This is a genomic window from Acinetobacter sp., assembly GCF_045628685.1.
Lineage (GTDB): Bacteria > Pseudomonadota > Gammaproteobacteria > Pseudomonadales > Moraxellaceae > Acinetobacter.
The window spans coordinates 13,554-34,763 of record NZ_JAZQPV010000057.1; the positions used below are offsets into that span (position 1 = coordinate 13,554).

21 protein-coding genes are annotated in these 21,210 nt (G+C 40.8%); 8 read left to right on the top strand and 13 right to left on the bottom strand.

The features are described 5' to 3' along the window. Position 1: 1 nt before the first annotated feature. The 9 genes from ACKI4H_RS07855 to ubiG form a co-directional block, all read right to left on the bottom strand. Positions 2-934, bottom strand: a complete 933-nt coding sequence (locus ACKI4H_RS07855; RefSeq protein WP_407305054.1) for a sulfonate ABC transporter substrate-binding protein — start codon at positions 932-934, stop codon at positions 2-4. 85 nt (positions 935-1,019) lie between these two features. Then, complete coding sequence (locus ACKI4H_RS07860; RefSeq protein ID WP_407304917.1) at positions 1,020-1,982, bottom strand: sulfonate ABC transporter substrate-binding protein; 963 nt, start codon at positions 1,980-1,982, stop codon at positions 1,020-1,022. A gap of 328 nt (positions 1,983-2,310) precedes the next feature. Then, positions 2,311-3,663: an amino-acid N-acetyltransferase gene (argA, locus tag ACKI4H_RS07865; protein ID WP_407304918.1), complete on the bottom strand. Its 1,353-nt coding sequence runs from the start codon at positions 3,661-3,663 to the stop codon at positions 2,311-2,313. A gap of 135 nt (positions 3,664-3,798) precedes the next feature. Then, positions 3,799-4,155 carry an RcnB family protein gene (locus tag ACKI4H_RS07870; protein WP_407304920.1) on the bottom strand — a complete coding sequence of 119 codons (357 nt, stop codon included), beginning with the start codon at positions 4,153-4,155 and terminating at the stop codon, positions 3,799-3,801. A gap of 232 nt (positions 4,156-4,387) precedes the next feature. Next, positions 4,388-4,789, bottom strand: coding sequence for an RcnB family protein (locus tag ACKI4H_RS07875; protein ID WP_407304921.1), 402 nt, complete (start codon positions 4,787-4,789; stop codon positions 4,388-4,390). Positions 4,790-5,084: 295 nt separating this feature from the next. Then, the gene (locus tag ACKI4H_RS07880; RefSeq protein ID WP_407304922.1) at positions 5,085-5,240 is read right to left on the bottom strand and encodes a hypothetical protein; all 156 of its coding nucleotides are present in this window, start codon (positions 5,238-5,240) and stop codon (positions 5,085-5,087) included. Positions 5,241-5,441: 201 nt separating this feature from the next. Further along, on the bottom strand, positions 5,442-6,188 hold the full coding sequence (locus ACKI4H_RS07885) for a YciK family oxidoreductase (RefSeq protein ID WP_407304924.1): 747 nt from the start codon (positions 6,186-6,188) through the stop codon (positions 5,442-5,444). Between the two features lie 33 nt (positions 6,189-6,221). Beyond that, positions 6,222-6,920, bottom strand: a complete 699-nt coding sequence (locus ACKI4H_RS07890; protein WP_407304925.1) for an HAD family hydrolase — start codon at positions 6,918-6,920, stop codon at positions 6,222-6,224. Continuing rightward, positions 6,917-7,633, bottom strand: coding sequence for a bifunctional 2-polyprenyl-6-hydroxyphenol methylase/3-demethylubiquinol 3-O-methyltransferase UbiG (gene ubiG / locus ACKI4H_RS07895; protein ID WP_407304926.1), 717 nt, complete (start codon positions 7,631-7,633; stop codon positions 6,917-6,919). Before ubiG ends, ACKI4H_RS07890 begins: the two co-directional genes overlap by 4 nt. A 181-nt stretch (positions 7,634-7,814) precedes the next feature. Between ubiG and ACKI4H_RS07900 the strand changes: the two genes are divergently transcribed. Beyond that, positions 7,815-8,432 (top strand): thiol:disulfide interchange protein DsbA/DsbL, encoded by a 618-nt coding sequence (locus tag ACKI4H_RS07900; RefSeq protein WP_407304927.1) that lies wholly within the window; start codon positions 7,815-7,817, stop codon positions 8,430-8,432. A gap of 62 nt (positions 8,433-8,494) precedes the next feature. On the opposite strand, the gene ACKI4H_RS07905 is transcribed toward ACKI4H_RS07900, so the two are convergent. Then, entirely contained in the window at positions 8,495-9,151 is a 657-nt protein-coding gene (locus ACKI4H_RS07905; protein WP_407304928.1) for a TetR family transcriptional regulator, read from the bottom strand. A gap of 176 nt (positions 9,152-9,327) precedes the next feature. On the opposite strand from ACKI4H_RS07905, the gene ACKI4H_RS07910 reads away from it, so the two are divergent. From ACKI4H_RS07910 to rph, 3 genes are all read left to right on the top strand, one after another. Then, on the top strand, positions 9,328-10,350 hold the full coding sequence (locus tag ACKI4H_RS07910) for a ferredoxin reductase (RefSeq protein ID WP_407304929.1): 1,023 nt from the start codon (positions 9,328-9,330) through the stop codon (positions 10,348-10,350). Between the two features lie 78 nt (positions 10,351-10,428). Further along, positions 10,429-11,574 carry a fatty acid desaturase family protein gene (locus ACKI4H_RS07915; RefSeq protein WP_407304931.1) on the top strand — a complete coding sequence of 382 codons (1,146 nt, stop codon included), beginning with the start codon at positions 10,429-10,431 and terminating at the stop codon, positions 11,572-11,574. Between the two features lie 152 nt (positions 11,575-11,726). Continuing rightward, on the top strand, positions 11,727-12,443 hold the full coding sequence (rph, locus tag ACKI4H_RS07920) for a ribonuclease PH (protein ID WP_284067522.1): 717 nt from the start codon (positions 11,727-11,729) through the stop codon (positions 12,441-12,443). Positions 12,444-12,836: 393 nt separating this feature from the next. Here the strand turns inward: rph and nadC are convergent, their stop codons facing one another. Continuing rightward, positions 12,837-13,682, bottom strand: coding sequence for a carboxylating nicotinate-nucleotide diphosphorylase (nadC, locus tag ACKI4H_RS07925; RefSeq protein WP_407304934.1), 846 nt, complete (start codon positions 13,680-13,682; stop codon positions 12,837-12,839). Positions 13,683-13,856: 174 nt separating this feature from the next. On the opposite strand from nadC, the gene ampD reads away from it, so the two are divergent. Continuing rightward, positions 13,857-14,429, top strand: a complete 573-nt coding sequence (gene ampD, locus ACKI4H_RS07930; protein ID WP_407304936.1) for a 1,6-anhydro-N-acetylmuramyl-L-alanine amidase AmpD — start codon at positions 13,857-13,859, stop codon at positions 14,427-14,429. A 76-nt stretch (positions 14,430-14,505) separates the two neighbouring features. After that, positions 14,506-16,056: a murein biosynthesis integral membrane protein MurJ gene (gene murJ / locus ACKI4H_RS07935; RefSeq protein ID WP_407304938.1), complete on the top strand. Its 1,551-nt coding sequence runs from the start codon at positions 14,506-14,508 to the stop codon at positions 16,054-16,056. A 193-nt stretch (positions 16,057-16,249) separates the two neighbouring features. On the opposite strand, the gene ACKI4H_RS07940 is transcribed toward murJ, so the two are convergent. Then, entirely contained in the window at positions 16,250-16,408 is a 159-nt protein-coding gene (locus ACKI4H_RS07940; protein WP_005006601.1) for a DUF1328 domain-containing protein, read from the bottom strand. 191 nt (positions 16,409-16,599) lie between these two features. Here ACKI4H_RS07940 and ACKI4H_RS07945 point away from each other — a divergent pair, with 191 nt between their 5' ends. After that, entirely contained in the window at positions 16,600-17,052 is a 453-nt protein-coding gene (locus ACKI4H_RS07945) for a YcgN family cysteine cluster protein (protein ID WP_407304940.1), read from the top strand. 494 nt (positions 17,053-17,546) lie between these two features. Next, on the top strand, positions 17,547-18,818 hold the full coding sequence (locus ACKI4H_RS07950) for a replication-associated recombination protein A (protein ID WP_407304941.1): 1,272 nt from the start codon (positions 17,547-17,549) through the stop codon (positions 18,816-18,818). A gap of 369 nt (positions 18,819-19,187) precedes the next feature. On the opposite strand, the gene ACKI4H_RS07955 is transcribed toward ACKI4H_RS07950, so the two are convergent. Beyond that, entirely contained in the window at positions 19,188-20,798 is a 1,611-nt protein-coding gene (locus ACKI4H_RS07955) for a phosphatase PAP2 family protein (RefSeq protein WP_407304942.1), read from the bottom strand. Between the last annotated feature and the right edge of the window lie 412 nt (positions 20,799-21,210).

Below are 21,210 nucleotides of genomic sequence, written 5' to 3' on the forward strand. Positions count from 1 at the left end.
ATTATTTGCCTGCCCAAACGGCTTGCTGAATGTGGATAGATTTTGGAATGATCTTGAGTTCGCTAAAACGGTTCGCGAGTTCTTGCTGATCTGCGATCACTTTTTTGGTGAGCAGAGCAGCACCAGACGGACTAGGACGACGTTGGATAAAGGTCTGACTGACTATTGGTTTTAGACCTGTACTTTGAGCAAAGATAGTTGCAGTCGCAGCCTTGTTGCTTTGCACCCATTTATCTGCAACGTTCACCTGCTTGATAATGCCTTTTAGGGCCTGAGGATGATTTTTAACTAAATCGCCTGAAGCCAAATAAAACGTGTAATTTGGACTTAAACCTTTACCTGAAGTCAGCACTTTGGCTTTGTCTTCCACTTGAGCAGAAGCGTAGTAGGGATCCCAGATGGCCCATGCATCAATCGCGCCTTTTTGAAAAGCGGCACGTGCATCGGCAGGGCTTAACCAGATGGGTTGAATATCCGTCCATTGCAAACCGGCTTTACGAACTGCTTGTACCAATAAATAATGTGCACTTGAACCGCGGTGAACCCCAACACGCTTACCCTTTAGCTGACTGAGTTGGGTAATTTTGGAATTGCTGGGTACCAAAATGGCAGAAGCCAAAGGTTTTGCTGTTTCATAAGCAAAATAATGTAGTGGCTTGTTGCCGGCTTGTGCGTATACAGGTGGTGTATCGCCTGTTGCACCGATATCAATAGAACCAACAGCAAGCGCTTCTAAAATTTGCGGACCGCCTGGAAATTCATTCCATGAAATTTTTGCGTTTGGAAATTCCTGTTCAAACAGCTTTTGTTGCTGTGCAATCACCAGATTTACAGAGGCTTTTTGATAGCCTACACGAAGCTGTTTTACAGAAGGTTCCACGGCCCAGGTGGCGCTCGAACCCAACATCGCACAAGCAATCAGCATCGCGTTCATGCCATGACTGGATGTCTTGAACCAGGTAATTGTTTTGTTATCTTGCTGATGTTGAGTCATGGTCGAGTCCTCTATTGTTCTTTCATTACTTCGTTAAAATTGCGGATTGAATATTGATTTTATTTGGAATTAGTTTCTGGTTATAAAATGCGTCGGCAACGTATTGCTGCTTTTTTACCACTTCGTCAGAAATTGGTTGTACACCAAAACCCATACGCGAAATGGAGGATTTAAGGATGCCAATAGACAGTCCTGTTGGTTTTTCCAGAAGTTTGGCTGCTTCATCTTGATGTTGAGCAACCCATTGTGTAGTTGTGTTTAATTCATTCACGACAGCTTTCAGCACATCCGGATGTTGCTCGGCAAATTTACGGTCTGCCAAATAAAACTGATGATTACTGACCAGGTTTTCACCTGTCGCAATGATACGTGCACCAATTTGCTGTTCAGCAGCCGCAAAAAATGGATCCCAAATCACCCAAGCATCGACTGCACCTTTTTCAAAGGCAGCACGTGCATCTGCAGGCGGTAAATACACCACCTGAATGTCATCCAGTTGCAGGTTGTTGGCTTCAAGTAATTTCAGTAATAAATAATGCACGTTTGAGCCCTTATTCAGGGCAACACGTTTACCTTTTAAATCCTGAATGTTTTGAATGGCTGAATCTTTTTGCACAATTAAGGCTTCAGCTTTAGGCGCTTGTGGTTGGTTGGCGATATAAACCAGATTCGAATTAGCGGCCTGAGCAAAAATAGGCGGTGCTTCGCCTGCTTCACCTAAGGAAACACTGCCGACATTTAAGCCTTCAAGCAGTTGAGGCCCGGCGGGAAATTCTACCCATTTCACATTTACGCCTTGGTCTTTCAATGCGGTTTCTAAAATGCCGCGTTCTTTAATAATGGGTAACAAGCCATATTTTTGAAAACCGATATTTAAAGTCACCGTTTCAGCTTCTTTTTTGCCACAACCTGACATCATCATTGCACCAGCAACTACTGAAGAAAGGACCAGCGATTTCGCCCAGAATTTTGCTTGAATGGCGCTCATGAATGTGTGCTCCGCAACATGAAATGTGGAATATTGAACAGACACGCTAAAGCCTTTTCTTTTGCGAAAATAATAAAAAAATAGGAATTCTTAATCAGGAAAAAAGATAAATAAAAAAGAGAAAAACTTAGGAGAAAAAGTGATTTATATCAAAAATAAAATATGCTGTTGTAATGTTTTAAATTATTGATATTTATTTAATTTAATTCTAAATACTGGATGTTTAAAAGCTTATGAAAAAATGGCATAAGTTAAATCGGCCAGAATCACCAAAATAAGAGATAAAGATATAAAAAATAAAGATATAGCATATTTAAAAAAAGCCACCTTAAAGTGACTTTTTGAATACCAGAGAGTTGCGCTGATAGTTATACAGTGCCTGACGCGCATTTGGCAAATCATCCACACTAGCGGGTTCAAAACCATGCTCGACAAACCAGTGTGCAGTGCGTGTAGTCAATACAAACAGTTGCTGAATGCCCATTTTTTTGGCTTTATCTTCCAGATAATGCAAAATCTGGCTGCCCCGGTTGGACTTGCGATAAGTTGGATCGACTGCAACACATGCAATCTCTGCCGATTTAATTTCATTTGCTGAAGTTGGAATCGGATAAAGCGCAGCACAGGCTAAAATCATGCCATCGCGTTCAATTACAGAAAACTGCTCAATTTCACTTTCTAGGCGTTCCCGTGAGCGATAAACTAAAATGCCTTCAGCCTCGAGGGGGCGAAGTAACTTCATCAAGCCACCGACATCCTCAATATTTGCAGTACGCACTTCTTCATAATGTGAATCGGTCATCATCGTGCCTGCACCATCGCGGGTAAACAGTTCTTCCAGCAACGCGCCGTCATAGGTATAAGAAATCAGATGTACACGATGCACGCCTTGCAGTGAGGCATTTTTTGCGCCACGTAACTGCAAAGCTATATCTGGATTGGAATCCTGGTATTGCAAAATGTGCTGATCGAGTTGATGCGGTGAAATTTCACGTTGCAATTGCCCAAACTCATTCACCAGGCCTTGTTGCTTACCCAGGAAAATCAGCTTGTCGGCTTTAAGCAGAATAGCGGTATTGGTGGCAACTTCTTCCGCGACCAGGTTAAACACTTCACCGGTGTTGGAATAACCGGTTGGGCCAAGCAGCACAATATTATGATTTTTAAGATGGCGCTGAATCGCATCGGTATCTACGGTACGCAGTTCACCAGTGAGCTGGAAATCAATACCATCACGAATACCATAGGGTTTTGCCGTAACAAAATTACCTGAAATGACATCAATACGTGCACCATACATCGGTGAATTGGCCAAACCCATCGAAAGTAAAGCTTCAATTTGCAGGCGAATCGAGCCGACGGCATTCATCACGCAGCTTAAAGATTCACGTGTGGTAATCCTGCGATGATTATGGAATGGTGTTTCGATACCACTGGCTTTTAGGTTCTGATTGATTTGTGAACGGGCACCATGTACTAGAATCAGACGAATGCCTAAAGAATGCAGCAGGGCAATGTCATGAATAATATGCTGGAAATTTTCATGTTCTACTGCTTCCCCATCAAACATGATGACAAAGGTTTTATTGCGGTGGGCATTGATATAAGGCGCAGAATGTCGAAACCAATGCACATATTGCAAGTTAGTGCTTTGTGATGTTTCCGATGAATTCGCGTGCATACTTATCTCAAGTGAAGAATAAAATCCTATGCTTGATTCTAATCAAAAAAAAGCGCAGCGGAAGGGAAAAATAAAAAAAACACCTTAACGGACGTTAAAGTGTTTTTAAGGGAGAAATTTTTAAACTTAAATGGCTTAGTTTCGAATGCTAATAATGCGATTCGTACGTTCATTGACTAATACATAGTCACCATTCACTTTATACCATTGCTGGTTACGGCTTGATTTCGGTAATTGACGTGCTTCACGGTCACTGATTTGGAAACGTGAGCTACTGTATTGACGCGGTAACGTCTGTCCTTTACGCCAATCACGGCTTGGATTTACCTGTTTGTTGTCATAACGGTTGTTATTGTCCCAACGGTTATCATGATGCGATTGTGCATGATTATAGCGTTGATGATCGTCATAACGATGGTCTGGTGCTGCCATTGCTGAAGTGGCCATCAATGCAGATAAAGAAAGCGCAATTGTTGTTAGAATTTTTTTCATATCTTTCACCTAAATTTCAGAGAGAACACTTATTTCGTTAAAGCTAAATTAACCAAAAAGTAGAGATAAAAAATGAGAGCTTTATAGTTGATTTGTGAAATTCATGGAGAAAAAAAGAAGATTTAAAAAATGCTAAAAAGTTTGCAGGCAAAGACTTGCTGTTAAAACAAACAAGATTTAAAAAATAAAAAAACCCAAACCGAAGTTTGGGTATGGAAAATTTAAATGAAATTTAAAAACCCTGAATACGCAGGATATTATTACTATCAGTATCAACTAAAATATAGTCATTATTAATTTTATACCACTGCTGGTTACGAGAGGGTTTCGGCAAGTCATGGTTTTTGTAATCGACCTTGTAACCATTCCCCCGATAATGCTGTGGCATGACATAACCGGTTTGCCATTTATGCTGTTGTAGACGTTTCACTCCGCGCTCTTCACGACCACGGCGCTTATCTTGCATACGATCATCGTCATCATCACGAACATTTCGACCATTATTCGATTGCTGATGATGTGGTTGATCCCAACTCCGATGGTTATCTTCTGTTTCGTGAGGTGCAGCAGTGGTTACACTGTTTGCCATCAATGCACTGAAAGAGATTGCCAAAATTGTCAAAATCTTTTTCATGTTGAACCCTCATAGAAAATTTATTAATTTCAATTATGCTAATGTACGAAAAAATTGCAGAGAAACTGTGAAGATAAATCACTCATTTATTAAAAACTGCAGAGATAATAAGGATACTATGCAGAAATATCTCACGATTTAAAAATCTTTAGAAATTGTATAGTCGATATTAAATCCTAAAAAACAATGCATTGATAAAAAATTTGTATCAATTTTTTGATAATAGATTTTATTTATTCAAAATTATGCTGCCAAAAGGCTGAACAGCCCTATGGCGACTGTTCAATAAATGGCTTTAATTCCATTGCTCAGTAAGGTCTTGAAGTAAACTGACAGCCTCTGCAATAGTTTCCGCTTGTTGCACATCATTCATACCAGTAATCAATGTATTTGAAAGCTTTAAGTTCTTAATACGACGAATCGTTTCAATTTTACGTTTCTTATCAGCCATTAGCTGTTCCTCATATATATGTTCTTCAATGAGATTGAGCCTAGGCTTATTTTATTGATTTTAAAAATCGAATATTATTTTTAATTTAATTCAAAAATACGATTTATAATTCTTTTGTGCTATGGGAATTTTTTTCTGAAACAAGCATCAATAAAAAAGGGAGCATGTCTCCCTTTTTAATCTTTTTAATCTTTTTAAGAGTTAGTCCTGCGCATCAATACTTTGACCATTCATATGCAAGCTGTCGTCACCCATTAAATACAGATAAGCCGGCATGATCATCTCAGGTGTTGCCAAGGTTATTGGGTCTTCATCTGGATAGGCTTTTGCACGCATTGCAGTACGTGTTGCTCCCGGATTAATACAGTTGAATCGTACATTTGGATAGACGTTTTCTTTGGCATAAATCTGATTCACCGCTTCAATGGCAATTTTAGAAACTGAGTATGCTCCCCAACGTTCACGTGCTTCCCGGCCTACACCAGAACTGGCAAAAACTACTGATGCATGTTCAGATTTGGCAAGCAGCGGCAGTAGTTCCTGAGTCAGGATAAAGGGTGCGCGCAGATTCACTGCCATCACATCATCCCAGACATCGATCGGATAATGGGCAAGTTCTGTGCGTTCACCCAAAATACCGGCATTGTGCAAAATACCGTCTAAACGACCAAACTGTTTATCTAAAGTATCGACTAGTAACTCATAGTCTCGAGGAGAGGCGCTAGAGAGCTGCAAAGGTAGAATAGCCGGTTGCGGCGCACCCAGGCTTTCAATTTCATCATAAATGACTTCAAGCTTATTGAGGGTGCGTCCATGCAGTACGACTGTTGCCCCATGCAGGGCATAGCTAATTGCAGCTGCACGACCAATACCATCGCCCGCACCTGTAATCAGGATAATGCGATCTTTTAACAGATCGGGGCGAGGGTGATATTCTGAATATTTCATTGCATACCTCCTCGTTTATATATTGTTATGTCGTTATGAAATCAGAGAATTATTATGTTGCGTTGATGAGACCAACCGATTAATTACTTGTTGCAATTCGGCAACTGTGTTGACTATACAATCCGCTTGCCATGCTGTTAAGTCATCTTTGTGTTGCAATGGTAAATAACCATAACCCGCCAAGATAGTATACATATGCGCATGACGGCCGGCATCAATATCACGTGGATGATCGCCGACATAAATACAGTCTTCAGGCTGAACCTGAATTTGCTTGGCTGCCAGATACATCGGTTCAGGATCGGGTTTGGTTTTGCTGACATCTTCAGGACATACCAGAACCGCACAGCGCTCAGTCAAATTGAGTGCTTTAAGCAAGGATTCGCTTAGCCAGCGCGGCTTATTGGTGACAATGCCCCACAGAATATCCTGACTTTCCAGTTCCTCAAGCAGCGGATACATGCCTTCGAACAGGTCGGTATCGACTGCAATATCTTCACCATACAGGTCTAAAAAACGTTGCCGATGGGCAAGGAAAACCGGATCTTCAACATCCAATTCCGGATAGACCAGTTTCACCATAGCACGTGCGCCTTCAGAGACCTGGGTGCGAATCAGATCAGCCGCCACGATTTCACACTGTTTATCGCGGCACATGTCCTGAATAATGCGAATAAAGTCAGCAGCGGTGTCAATCAAGGTGCCATCCAGGTCAAACAGTACCGCTTTCATTCAGCACCTTCTTTTACGGTGTAAACCATGTAGTTCACATCGACATTCGGTGCCAGCCAGTAGCGTTTGGTGATCGGGTTGAAATGCAAACCGGTCATGTCTTTGAGTTTTAAGCCGGCACTACGGATGTCATGCGCAAGTTCAGAAGGCTTGATGAATTTATGATAATCATGTGTGCCTTTGGCCAGCATCCGCAGTACATATTCTGCGCCAATAATCGCGAACAAATAAGATTTTGGATTACGGTTAATGGTCGAGAAGAACACATGACCACCCGGTTTGACCAGCTTCTGGCAAGCCTGAATAATCGATGCCGGATCGGGTACATGCTCAAGCATTTCCATACACGTGACCACGTCATATTGTCCGGCGTGTTCTTCTGCCAACTGTTCTACTGGAACCTGGCGATATTCAATATTTTCAACGCCTTCTTGCTCTGCATGGATACGCGCCACATTTAAGGGTGCTTCACCCATGTCGATGCCCAAAACATTTGCACCGCGACGTGCCATGCTTTCCGACAAGATCCCGCCACCGCAGCCGACATCAAGGATTTTTTTACCACTAATGCCAGCTGAATGTTCATCAATCCAATTTAAGCGTAAAGGGTTAATCTGATGCAGTGGACGGAACTCAGAATGCTGATCCCACCATATGGCTGCGAACGCTTCAAATTTGGCAATTTCTTGTGGATCAACATTCAATTGCGACATCGGTATCACCTCAATCAAGTCGTTATATTTTAAAAAAAGTTATAGGCGCTTAGTGTAGCGTTTATTCTCAAAAAAGCGATAAAAGCTGTAAAAAAGTTCACAGAATGAAAACGAATTCGGCATAATTGATTTATAGTGATCGCATAAATTAATCATAACGATTTAGAGGACAATAAGTTCAATGAAAAAATTCCTTTTAGGTAGTCTTGCTACTGCTATTTTTGCCTGTTCAGGTACGGCAATGGCTGCCAATTTTGTCGCGGGTAAAGATTACACCGTGGTTGCCAAGCCGGGTAAAGTTGAAGTTCCTGGAAAAATTGAAGTACGTGAGTTCTTTTGGTACGGCTGCCCACACTGCTTTAAATTAGAGCCGCACATGCAGGCTTGGCTGAAAAAAATTCCTAAAGATGTCAACTTTGTGCGCACACCTGCTTCGATGAATCCAGTCTGGGAACAAGGTGCGCGTGGTTATTATGTATCTGAAGCATTGGGTGTTCGTAAGAGAACTCACTTGCCTTTATTCCATGCGATTCATGCCGGTGGTCAACAGATTTTTGACCAGAAATCACAAGCAAAATTCTTTGTGAAATATGGTATCCCTGAAGCAAAATTCAACAGCATGTTTAATTCATTTGCGATTACCTCAAAAGTGGCGCAATCGAATAAACTGGCACAGCAATATCAACTTACCGGGGTGCCTGCGGTGGTGGTGAATGGTAAATATGTGGTTCAAGGTGAAGATGCTAAAGTGACTCAAGTGGTGAGTTATTTGGTGGAAAAAGAGCGTAAAGCGAAATAAGTTTTATGCGCTAAAAAACCCGCAATCATTGCGGGTTTGTTTAATCTCTGATCTATATTGAATTACTCAGCGATTGTCTTTGACGTATCCCAGTTCGAGATGCCACGGAAAATCACATGCACCTGGGTAATGGTTTGCAGCTTAAATTGGGTTTGTTGTTCTGTTCGTTCTTCCGCCTGATAGTGACGATTGATATCCATCCAGGTCATTGCCCAGGTAAAGGATAAATTAATTAAAATATTCGAAATTACCTGCAGGTCTTGTACATTGCGGATGTGCTGTACCGTTTCCATTTTGCATAAATCATTGGCCAAATCTTCAATTAAAAAATTAATTTCCCGGGCAATGGCCTGACGAATCACTTCTGATCCACCCCAACGTTCGGCAATCATAAAGACCCACGGTTCAGGATTATGCTCAACCGCCTGGAAAAACAGGTCCAGGCTAATTTTCGCTTGGGTATTCGGTTGATAAATATAGGCTTGTCCAAGCTGATGCAAAATGCCTTTCAAATGCAGGGCCACCTGATCGACCAATTCCAGCCCAAGTTCATTCATGTCTTGAAAGTGGCGATAGAATGCAGTCGGTACGAGACCTACATGACGGGCGATTTCACGCAAACTGATACTGCTGAAAGAACGTCCAGATGTGGTTAAAGCAAGCGCAGCATCCAAAAGTGCTTGGCGGCTTTGTTGTTTACGCTCATCCCGGATCGACATTCGACTACCCTAAAAAAAATTCTGCATGAAGTCTATCAAAAAAAAACACATTAAACGACGAATGTCAGTGAACATGTGTTGACTGAATCAAAAAATAATTATAGTGTACAAGTGTTCACTACAAGAACATCTGTTCACTCAAATAAATAACCAGTAATAAAAAAGAGGAACTTCCTATGAGTCATATGATGCAGTACCAACCGCAATGGATCCGAGAAGATTTCGTCGATTTTATTGCTGAAAAAGTGAATCCTGTTTGGGCATGGAAAAAAGTTAAAGCCAGTATTGTCGATGTACAGATATTGAGTGAAGACTTTTATCAAATTCAGTTGCAGCCCAATCATAACTTTCAGGCAAAAGCATTTCGTGCTGGACACAGTATTTTAGTGACTTTAGTGATTGCAGGTGTTCGTCAGCAACGCAGTTATTCAATTGTGAAAATTACCGAGACCGGCAACATCGTGATTGCGGTGAAACGTCAGGGTAAAGTTTCCAATGCCTTAACTCATTTGGCTGTGGGCAGCGTGGTGGAAATTTCCCAAGTTCAGGGCGATTTCAGCTTAAGTTCATCTCAAGATTCTATTCTATTACTGGCGTCAGGAAGTGGCATCACCGCGATTTATTCGCTATTGCAACAGGCCCTTACTCAAAAAGTCAGCCAAATTGATTTGATTTATTTTACCCGTGATGACGCTTTTCATACCGAATTACAGCAATTATCTGAACAATATTCACAGTTCAATTATCATCATTTCAATACACTTGTACAGAAACAACATTTAAGTGTAGAACTGCTTGAAAGTACAGTTGCAGATTTCGGGCAACGCCAAAGTTATGCTTGTGGTGCTAAGGGCATGATGCAAAGCCTGAATCAGATTTACCAACAGCTGGGTATTGTTAATCAACTAAAACAGGAATACTTTCAAGTGGTTGTTGATGAAAATGCAACTGTACAACCGGTAGTATTCTTACGTGCACAACAAGAGTTTGCAGCAAAAACCAATTTACTTGAAAGTGCTGAACAGGCAGGGTTGAAGCCGGCACATGGCTGTCGTATGGGTATTTGCAATACCTGTACCTGTACTAAAGTCAGCGGTTCTACCAAAAATCTGCTGACCGGTGAAATCGACCACGATAGTAATACTCAAATTAAGTTGTGTATTAACCAAGCCGTTAGTCCGGTCGTGATCAACCTCTAAATACAATAATTTAGGCATTTAAGCGACATCTCGCATTTTGAATAAAGCAGTGCCTGATTTCCGCTTCGGAGAAAAACAATGAATATGTCAGTTAAGTTTCCAGAAAATAGTAAATCAAAACATTTGAGTGCTGAACAAATTGCTGAATTGGGGCAAAAAATCGATGCGATCCGCCGTGACATCATGGACAGCATTGGCGAGCAAGATGCTCAATACATTTATAAAATTCGTGATTTTGTCCGTTATAGCGAAATCACGTCACGCGGCATGTTAATGTTTGGTGGCTGGATTCCACCGGTATGGTTATTAGGCACCGGTTTATTAGGTCTGTCTAAAATCGTTGAAAATATGGAACTGGGTCATAACGTGATGCATGGTCAGTTTGACTGGCTCAATGACCCCAACCTAAATGGCGCCAATTATGACTGGGATACCATGGCGACTGGCGATGACTGGAAATACACGCATAACTATATTCACCATACTTATACCAATATTGTCGGCAAAGACCACGATGTCGGTTATGGTTTAATTCGTGTCAGCGAATCACAAAAATGGGAACCGCGCTTTTTATTCAATATTCCTTTAACGATTCAACTCATGGTGTTCTTTGAATGGTATGTAGGCCTACAAGGTTTACATTTAGAAGAGGTGATTGCCTATAAAACCAAAACCTGGAAAGAGGTTTGGATCGAATCAGCGAAATTCCGTAAAAAAGCAGTTCGTCAGGTGGCCAAAGATTATGTGTTTTTCCCCCTGATTGCCGGTCCAAATGCTATTCCGGTATTTGCAGGTAACGCCGTGGCCAATGTGATTCGTAGTTTATGGGCATCAGCCGTGATTTTCAACGGTCATTTCACTGAAGATGCTGAAACCTTTGAACCGGATAATACTGAAACCGAAACCCGTGCTGAATGGTATTTACGCCAAATTCGCGGATCGAGTAATTTTACCGGAACAGAATGGTTGCATATTTTAAGTGGTAATTTGAGCCATCAAATTGAGCACCATTTATTCCCGGATATGCCTGCCAATCGTTATGCAGAAGCAGCGCCCAAAATTCGTGCCTTGTGTGCAGAATATGGCATCAACTATAACGAAGCCAGTTTCTTTAAACAGTTCGGTAGCGTTTGGGTACGTCTAGCCAAATGTTCTTTACCAAATTCCTGGACAGCATCGGCTGTGCAATCCAAACAAAAGTTAAAAACATTATTTAGCTTTTAAGCTAGATTTAAGACTGTGCATAAGGGGCTTCATTCAACTCCCGGTTAAAATGATTTTATGGGTTTTGCCAATTGACAGTGTCCTGGCAAAACCTTCAAGCTGGCTTCTGTTATACTAAGCCGCAATGAATTTTAGCCAAAAGAGAACCCATTATGCGTATCGACCAACGTACTTTAGATCAATTACGTGATGTAAAAATTACCCGTAACTATACGCGTTATGCGGAAGGTTCAGTATTGATTGAATTTGGTCATACTAAAGTTCTTTGTACTGCCAGTATTGATAATTCAGTACCACGTTTCCTTAAAGGCAAGGGACAGGGCTGGGTAACCGCTGAATATGGTATGTTGCCACGTTCAACCCACACCCGGAGTGACCGTGAAGCTGCTCGTGGTAAACAGAGTGGCCGTACTCAAGAGATTCAGCGTTTAATTGGTCGTAGCTTGCGTGCCATGGTCGATTTGAAAAAACTGGGTGAAAATACCATTACCATCGACTGTGATGTGATTCAGGCGGATGGTGGTACACGTACCGCATCTATTACGGGCGCAGCTGTTGCATTGATTGATGCAATGAATGTATTGCTTGAGAAAAAGAAAATCAAGCAAGATCCGCTTAAGGGCTTGGTCGCTGCGATTTCTGTAGGGATGTATCAAGATGAAGCTTTATTGGATCTGTGTTATGAAGAAGATTCAAACTGCCAAACTGACTTAAATGTGGTAATGACCCAAGCAGGGGAGTTTATTGAGCTTCAAGGTACTGCCGAAGACAAACCATTTACCCGTGCACAGTGTAACGAGATGCTTGAATTGGCTGAAAAAGGCATTCAAGAATTGATTAAAAAACAACAGGAAGCTTTGGGCTGGTAAGTTGTTTAATTAAAAATATTGTTTAATTAAAAATGAAAAACGCACCTTGGGGTGCGTTTTTTTATGGATCAGTCAAAAATTAAATATACAAAGGTGTGATACAAAAAGACCTGATACAAAAAGGCTGCAAGAGCAGCACCTTTTGAAACGCCTGCTTAAAATCAGGTTCATATTCAGTGCTTAGAATAGTGCTTCACTTTTACAGGAGCATTGAATGTTAAATATCATCATTCTAGTTGTATGCATCGTGACGATGGTCCTGATGACCAGTGACCCCAGAGCTTCAGAACAAGAATCTGTCCAATCAGCTTGGCAACAGAACACATCCCATAGTGAAACTCAGGCTTTAACTTCTAAACTAAAATCTAAACCGAAGAATGATACCGAGCAGAGTTAAGCATTAAAGCGCATCGATAAATCAATGGCTTTAACATCTTTGGTTAAAACACCCATCGAAATATAGTCGACACCCGATGTTGCCACTTCACGTAAGTTTTCGATGGTGATGTTGCCCGAAGCTTCCAGCTTGCAACGACCGGCAACATGTTGAACCGCATTAATCATTTGTTGTTGACTGAAATTATCCAGCATGACGATATCGGCATGGGCTTGCAAAGCCTGATTCAGTTCATCCCAAGTTTCGACTTCAACTTCTACAGCCTTGCCCGGTGCAATGTTGTGTGCTTTGGCAATCGCCTGTGCAATGCCGCCCGCTGCCATAATGTGGTTTTCTTTAATTAAAAAGGCATCAAACAAACCGAGGCGATGGTTTTGACCGCCGCCAATCGCTACGGCATATTTTTGTGCAATCCGTAAGCCGGGAAGGGTTTTACGGGTATCTAACAGTTTGGTGTTTAAACCTTCCAATTGTTTGACATATTCAGCTGTTTTAGTCGCAACCGCAGAAAGCGTTTGGACAAAATTAAGCGCAGGGCGTTCAACGGTGAGCAGGCTGCGTGCAGAACCGGCTAATTTTAAAAAGGCTTCATTGGCCTGTACACGGTCACCGTCATTTTTCAGCCAGGTCACTTGCACCGTTGCATCATAAGCCTGAATCAGTGCATTTACCCACGGTTGGCCAGCAAGCACCATGTCTTCACGGCTGATGATGGTGGCAGTGGCTTGCTCATCTTCAGGGGTCAATAAAGCGGTGATATCACCCTCGCCAATATCTTCTTCTAAGGCCTGTTGAATATTGATCTGGATGGCGTGTTCCAACAAAGATTGAGTTATGCTCATTAGAATTCCGTATCTTTTTTAACCCATGAAAATTGCGCGTTATATTAGCATTGTTCATTTAAAAGAAATGTTTTTTCCAGGGCTTTTTATCTTTGAAATTTGAGATTTTAAGCTTAAAGTTTTAGGATTGGGCTAAAATCATCTACTTACACTAATAAGATTCAGGATAGAAATATGCAACAGGCACCGTCTTTTCAGGTTATCGATGGTCAGCTAATCGGTGCAAGACAAGTAGTATCCCCGAACTATAATCAACGTCCTGAACACACCGAAATTCAGTTGGTGGTGGTGCATAACATCAGTTTGCCACCCTCGCAATTTGGTGGCGGCTATATCGAACAGTTTTTTCAAAATCAGCTAGACTGGTCAAAGCATCCTTATTTTCAAAGCATTGAAGGTATGCAGGTGTCGACGCATCTTTTAATTTTGCGCAGCGGTGAAGTCTTACAATTCGTGAATTTTAATGACCGTGCCTGGCATGCAGGACGTTCAAGCTATTTAGCCCAAAAAGAATGTAATGATTATTCTATTGGGATTGAACTGGAAGGCAGTGATGACCAACCTTTTGAAGAAGTCCAGTACAGCATATTGGCACAGGTCATTGCGACATTACAGGCAAGCTATCCGAAAATATTGCAGCATCTGGCAGGGCACTCCGATATTGCGCCTGGACGGAAAACCGATCCGGGGCCATATTTTGATTGGCCAAAAACCAGAGCATTAATCCAACAATACAAAGCAGATTAATAATTGCTCGATTTTATGATTTAACAACGAAATTCCTGTGAAGTTTCTTTACAATAGCGACTTATTTTAATACTGGGTGGAAACGATGGCGCTGTGGCGGTCGACCTTTATTGTCAGTGCAATGACCATGTTGTCTCGAGTTTTAGGTTTAGTCCGAGATGTGGTTTTGCTGAATGTGTTTGGTGCAGGTAAAGATTTCGATACCTTTGTGGTTGCCTTTCGTATCCCGAATTTCTTTCGGCGGCTGTTTGCCGAAGGAGCATTTTCACAAGCCTTTATTCCGGTTTTAACCGAATATAAAACTACAAAAACCCATGCTGAAGTGCAAATTCTGATTAGTCGGGTATTTGGTTGTCTAGCGACCTTTATGACCGCACTGACATTTATTGCCATGATTGCAGCCCCTGCGATTTTGTATATCTATGCACCCGGTTTCCATAGTGATCCAGAAAAATTTGCTTTGGCAACCGACATGTTCCGGCTGACCATTCCATATTTATTATTTATGTCGCTCACTGCTTTTGCCAGCAGTATCTTGAACAGTTACGGATCATTTTCGACTCCTGCATTTGCGCCAGTTTTACTGAATATCACCATGATTGCCGGCGCATGGTGGTTAACGCCGTATATGGCTGAACCGATTATGGCCTTGGGTTGGGCGGTCGTGATTGCAGGTGTATTGCAACTGGTAATCCAAATCCCCGAGCTGTGGCGTAAAAATTTGCTGATTCCACCAAAAGTAGATTTTAAACACGAGGGTGTGGATCGCATCATGAAACTGATGCTGCCGGCACTTTTTGGGGTTTCGGTGACACAAATCAATTTACTGTTGAACACCATCTGGGCATCCTTTATGCAGGATGGTTCAGTGTCATGGCTATACAGTGCCGAGCGTATGACCGAATTGCCTTTAGGTTTAATTGGGGTGGCGATTGGTACGGTGATCCTGCCATCGCTTTCTGCACGTCATGCCGAGCAAGATCAGTCCAAGTTCCGTGGCATGATTGATTGGGCTGCACGAGTGATTATGCTGGTTGGTATTCCCGCTAGCATAGCCTTGTTTATGTTATCCACTCCCATCATTCAGGCGTTGTTTCAACGTGGACAATTTACCCTCGAAGATACCCAGATGACAGCATTGGCTTTGCAATGCATGAGTGCCGGGGTAATTTCCTTCATGCTGATTAAAGTTTTTGCGCCGGGCTTTTACGCACAGCAAGATACCCGGACACCCGTACGTGTCGGCTTAATGGCCGTTGCAGCTAATGCAATTTTAAACGTGATCTTCATTGGCTTCTTTAAACTGATTCATTGGGAAGCGGAACATATGGCCTTGGCTTTGGCATCTTCAGGTTCTGCGCTGGTGAATGCCGGGATGCTGTATTTTTATCTGCACCAACGCAATATTTTCCGTTTTGGGGCACACTGGAAAAAACTTTTCCTACAGTTTGCCATTGCCAATGCCATTATGATCGCTGCGCTGTGGTATGCCTTGACCTGGTATAACGGTGATGTATCCCAATGGATTCGTGTATTTGAAGTGATCGGGTTATGTGTAGTGGGTGTTTTAGCTTATGCCATTGGTTTGCTGGCCACCGGGTTTAGACCACGTCACTTAAGACCATAAAGAAATAGGTAAGGGATTAATTGTTTATTCTAAAATTAAGACCTGAATTAAATGGATGAAAATGACTCTAATTTTCCTCAATTAATTCAGGTTTAGATTCAGATTTTAACGCTACAAAAGATGAAATCTGGATATGAAAAAAGAGCCCATTTAGGCTCTTTTAACATGGTTTAATTTTAACTAGCGAAAGTCTTTACACCTTTCCACGTGATAGAAAACCAACAATTGCTAGAATCACCGCAATTACCAGTAAAATAACCGCGAAATCTTTAGATAAGCCTGCGACACCACCAAAACCAAGTAGACTCGCAATCAGCGCAATTACTGCAAAAATAATGGCCCAACGAAACATAATCTTTCTCCATGAGTTGTTGTTTTCAAAGTAGATTCAGTATAGAGCCTAGATATTCCTAAAATTGTTATGCTTGTGTTTGCAAAATGTTCACTTTGACAATAAATATATGATTTAAAGTAAAAATAACATTCTCACAATGTGAACTTGAACACGTTATAATAATATTCAAGCTCTCTTGTTTTTTAATTATGACTGAACAATTACGTCCGGAATTCTGGAAAAAATATTCTTTAGCTGACCTTAATCCGACTGAGTGGGAGGCGCTTTGTGATGGCTGCGGTCTATGTTGTCTGATCAAACTGGAAGATGAAGAACTTGGCGAAGTGGCTTATACCAAGGTGTCATGCAAACTTCTTGATTGCAACACAGCGCGTTGCAGTAATTATACCGATCGTCTTGACTATGTTCCTGACTGTATTCAACTGACGCTTGAAAAGCTCGAAACGATTCATTGGCTGCCCCCGAGTTGTGCTTACCACCGCTTAAAAGAAGGCAAGAAATTACCGTCTTGGCATTATTTGAATACGGGGACGCGTGACAGTGTAATTAAGGCGAAAAAGTCGGCAGCCGGGCGCTGTATTTCCGAAGTAGAAGTCGATGAAGAAGAGATTGAAGAATATATTGTTCGTTGGGTGCGTTAATTTGACGGGCAGACGCACTTTAAAAAAAATTCTATGCAGATATCAGCTTTAAATATTGCTGGTTAAATCAAGTAATACTGATCGCATAATTTCCTATTTTTTGAGCTGTTTAGACCAAAATTAATAATTAAGATTGAGCTGTCTTCAAAGGGTGTAACAGTTGAGTGACATCCTTGGGTAGCATCGGATGATAAAAATAAAAGCCTGGTCCATTACATACTTTCAATGCATCGAGTTGTTCCAAGTGTTCGATACCTTCAACCAATATTTCCAGAGAGATATTGTTAAAAAAATATTTCTTGATCTTGATCATTAAAGCAAGTCTATTGAATTGTATTTAAAAGTGAATTCAGATGACATATACAATAACAATAAACAATAGTGCTCAGTTTCTAAAAAAACAGTATGATTTTTTTGTAAAACATTTCAATTGAAATACGCGATATTAAAATTACATAGTAGACTTGTTTTAAGCACACTCAAGAAATAACAAGATGTCAGATAGTCATATTCCACTTCCTGAACGGCTTCGCCCCCGTGATTTATCCGAAATTATTGGTCAAGATCATTTATTGGGTGATCAAGCACCATTACGCCAAATGATTGATCAAGGGCATTTACCTTCGATTATTTTTTGGGGACCTCCGGGAGTCGGGAAAACCACCATAGCTTTGCTTCTTGCACAAGCAGTTGATCGACCTTTTGTCAGCTTATCTGCCTTGAATACCGGCGTGAAAGAGCTGCGCGAAATTATTGCGGAAAGTGGAGACTTACTTAAACCTGTGGTGTTTATTGATGAAATCCACCGTTTTAACAAGTCACAGCAAGATGCCTTATTGAATGCAGTGGAAAAAGGCAAAATCACGCTGATTGGTGCTACCACAGAGAACCCTTCTTTTGAAGTCAATAGTGCCTTGTTGTCACGTTGTCAGGTGTATAGCCTGAATGCTTTAGATGCTGACGCGATTCAAACCTTGTTAAATCAAGCATTACACAATGATATCTTTTTAAAAGAACGATTTATTCAAATTGAAGAATATGAAGCCTTTATTCAATTTGCTGCGGGAGATGCGCGTAAGGCACTGAACCTGCTCGATCTTATCGCCGGCACTTTTGAACCTGAGCATGAAAACGTCATTACCAATGCCATTGTGGTGAAAGTTGCGCAGCAGAACATTGCCCGTTATGACAAATCAGGCGAGCAGCATTACGACCTGGTTTCGGCTTTTATTAAGTCAATCCGCGGTAGTGATCCAGATGCGACGTTATATTGGATGGCACGCATGCTCAAAGGCGGTGAAGATCCGGTGTTTATCGCGCGTCGTATGCTAATTGCAGCATCTGAAGATATTGGTAACTCGAATCCGAATGCCTTACTGCTTGCAGGAGAATGTTTCCGTTCGGTTCAAGCGGTCGGTATGCCAGAATGCCGGATTATTTTGGGACAGTGTGCAGTGTATTTGGCCACCAGTGCCAAGAGTAACAGCACCTATTTAGCAATTAATAAGGCTTTGGATTTAGCTGAAAAAACTGCAAATTTACCGGTACCCTTGCATCTACGAAATGCACCGACCAAATTAATGAAAGAGCAGGGCTATGGCGTGGATTATCTATATCCGCATAACTATTCTGAGCATTTTGTACTGCAGGAATACCTACCACCTGAACTAAAAGGGACAAAACTGTATGAATCAGCGCGGAATAAACGTGAAGTAGAAGCTGAGCGCTTACAACAACGTCGTTGGCAGCAGCAACAACAACAGTAAATAAAAGCCCGGGATCGGGCTTTTATTTTAATCGCTCTGTTTTTATTTGTTAAAAATTCAGTTATTAAAATATCTTAATAAAAATATCTTAATAATCATATATTAAGCTAAATAATGAATTGAAATAGCAGAAATAAGTAACTCACATATTTTAATTATAACTTTAATATAATTATATCAATCTGCCGGATGATATTTTTTATATCCCATTGTTTAATCATCTAAAAAATCCAGAGTTTGATAAAAATGATTTAAAACGGGACCAGAGTAATTTCTATAATATAAAAATAATGCCCCAAAGATGATTAAATCCTTGGAGCATCATTTGGAAATTTAAAGCTCGATGAGTTTTAGTATTTCCCAGACAGATTATTGAATTGACTGCTTGGCAGCTTGCACTTTACCCAAGTACTCAGGAGAGTATTTTAAAATATTCATGGCCATTAAAGCGATGCCTTTACTTGCTTCAGTATCACTTAACCAGTGTACCCGGCAGATTATGCGACTCTTGGCATAATCAACTGCAGTCTTTTCAAACTCACTTCTTCTGCTATTGTCTACATCGGACAAGCTGTAGCCGACCAGATATCCTCTTAAGCTATGGCCTGATGGATATGAGGTATTCGTCAACAGGAAGCTGCGGTCTTCAGGGGTACATATTTCACTGTTATAGTAGACAAATGGCCGTTTACGGTTATATTTCGCCTTAATTTCATTTGCGACTGGCTGTTCAAAATTAACCATATAATTGATCAGCGAAGTAACTTGAGTGGTATAGAGCTTGTAATCCTTGAATCCGATAAAACGTTTTTCTAAATACGGTGTGGTGATATTGGCATCTTGTTGAGCCAGTGTCCATCTTGCTGCAGAAGGTTTGAGCAGTTCCTGATAGGTCTTTTTATCAAGCTCGAACGCTGCTGAGTTTTCCGCAGGTGGGTCTGGCGTTAACCATTCTGCGGTGATTTTAATTTTTTCAAGGTCGGACAGATTATCAAATACAACCTGGTCATGTGCACTGTAGTAAATACTTGATGGCTCATCTACCTTAAAGTCAATTGCCAGAATAGGAAGATATATCTTGGTATCCTCATAATAGGCTTTTTGCCAGGTTTGAGCCGCTTCGAAACCTGCTTGATTACCCAAATTATAATAAAAAGCTTCTATAGGTGCGGTGGTTGGTTTTGAGTCATCCCAGATAGTTGCCAGAATCTCATCATTCCACCAGTCTGGACGTAAATCGACTGGAAAACCTTTTCTGATAGCAGCAAACAGACTAAAATAAGTCGCCCGAGTCGCAAATTTAGCCGGGTCAGATTTAGCCATGGTAAAAGTACAGGTTTGTCCCGGGAACTGATCTAGAGTGCCGTTCTCTTTGGTTGCCCGCGCGATTGGTATAAATATATCCAGCCATTTTTGTGGAGTATCGATTCCCCAGTCCTGACAGTCTTTTACCGTATAATCGGTAGAACCGTATTGGACCTCGTCTGACTTCAAACAGTTATTAAGTGAACCTACTCGGTCATCAGTATTCATGTCCGTAGGCGATGCACAGCGGGTCGGTGCTACATCTTCAAAATCCGGTCTGACAACCATACCTGCCTGATAGGTATCGTCAGGTAACTTGAAATTCAGATCCTTGCGGATATAAGCCATAGATACAGTGCCTTTGTCGATGTCTTTTTGACGGTGGACCCAAGGCTTCGGCTGAGCTGCGATACGAATACCCCTGAATAACAGTCCGGAACACTGATATTGCGGAGCTGAGTCAGAACCACAGTTTTCGACCAAATTATTATATCTTTGCTCGTATTTTCCTGCGGCAATATAATTACTCATGTCATTCATGTCATAAGGGGGCGGTTCAACAGGATTAGGAATCGGGGTAGGAGGCGGATTATAATTGGAAGAATCATTATCGCTGTCATGACATGCACTTAATAGTGCAGCAAGCAGTAAAATGGTAAAACTAGGTGTTTTCATAAGAAAATCCTCAACTTATTTTAGTTTTTTCTAGATCATTATTAATTGGATATAAATATAAGTTTTGAGTAATGAAAAATTTATACTGTCCTTATTCTTAAGTAAGAATAAATTATAATGAACATGCGAGAAAATAATTATGTAATGAATTGTTTTAAAATAAATATATGTTTTTAAATGTGGTTTTTTATGAATAAAAAAATTAATTATTTTAGTATTTTATTTAATTGAATTTTATTTAAAAAAATATTTTATTTTAAATAAATATAGTGTTGAGTCTAGTTTGAATTAATAAATTTTATTTTGATTATCAAAAACTAATATAGAATGATTAAATACATAAATTATTTCCGTATAGAGTTATTCTTATTTTTTATCTTTGAAAAGTAAATTAAATAATTGGAAAAATAAA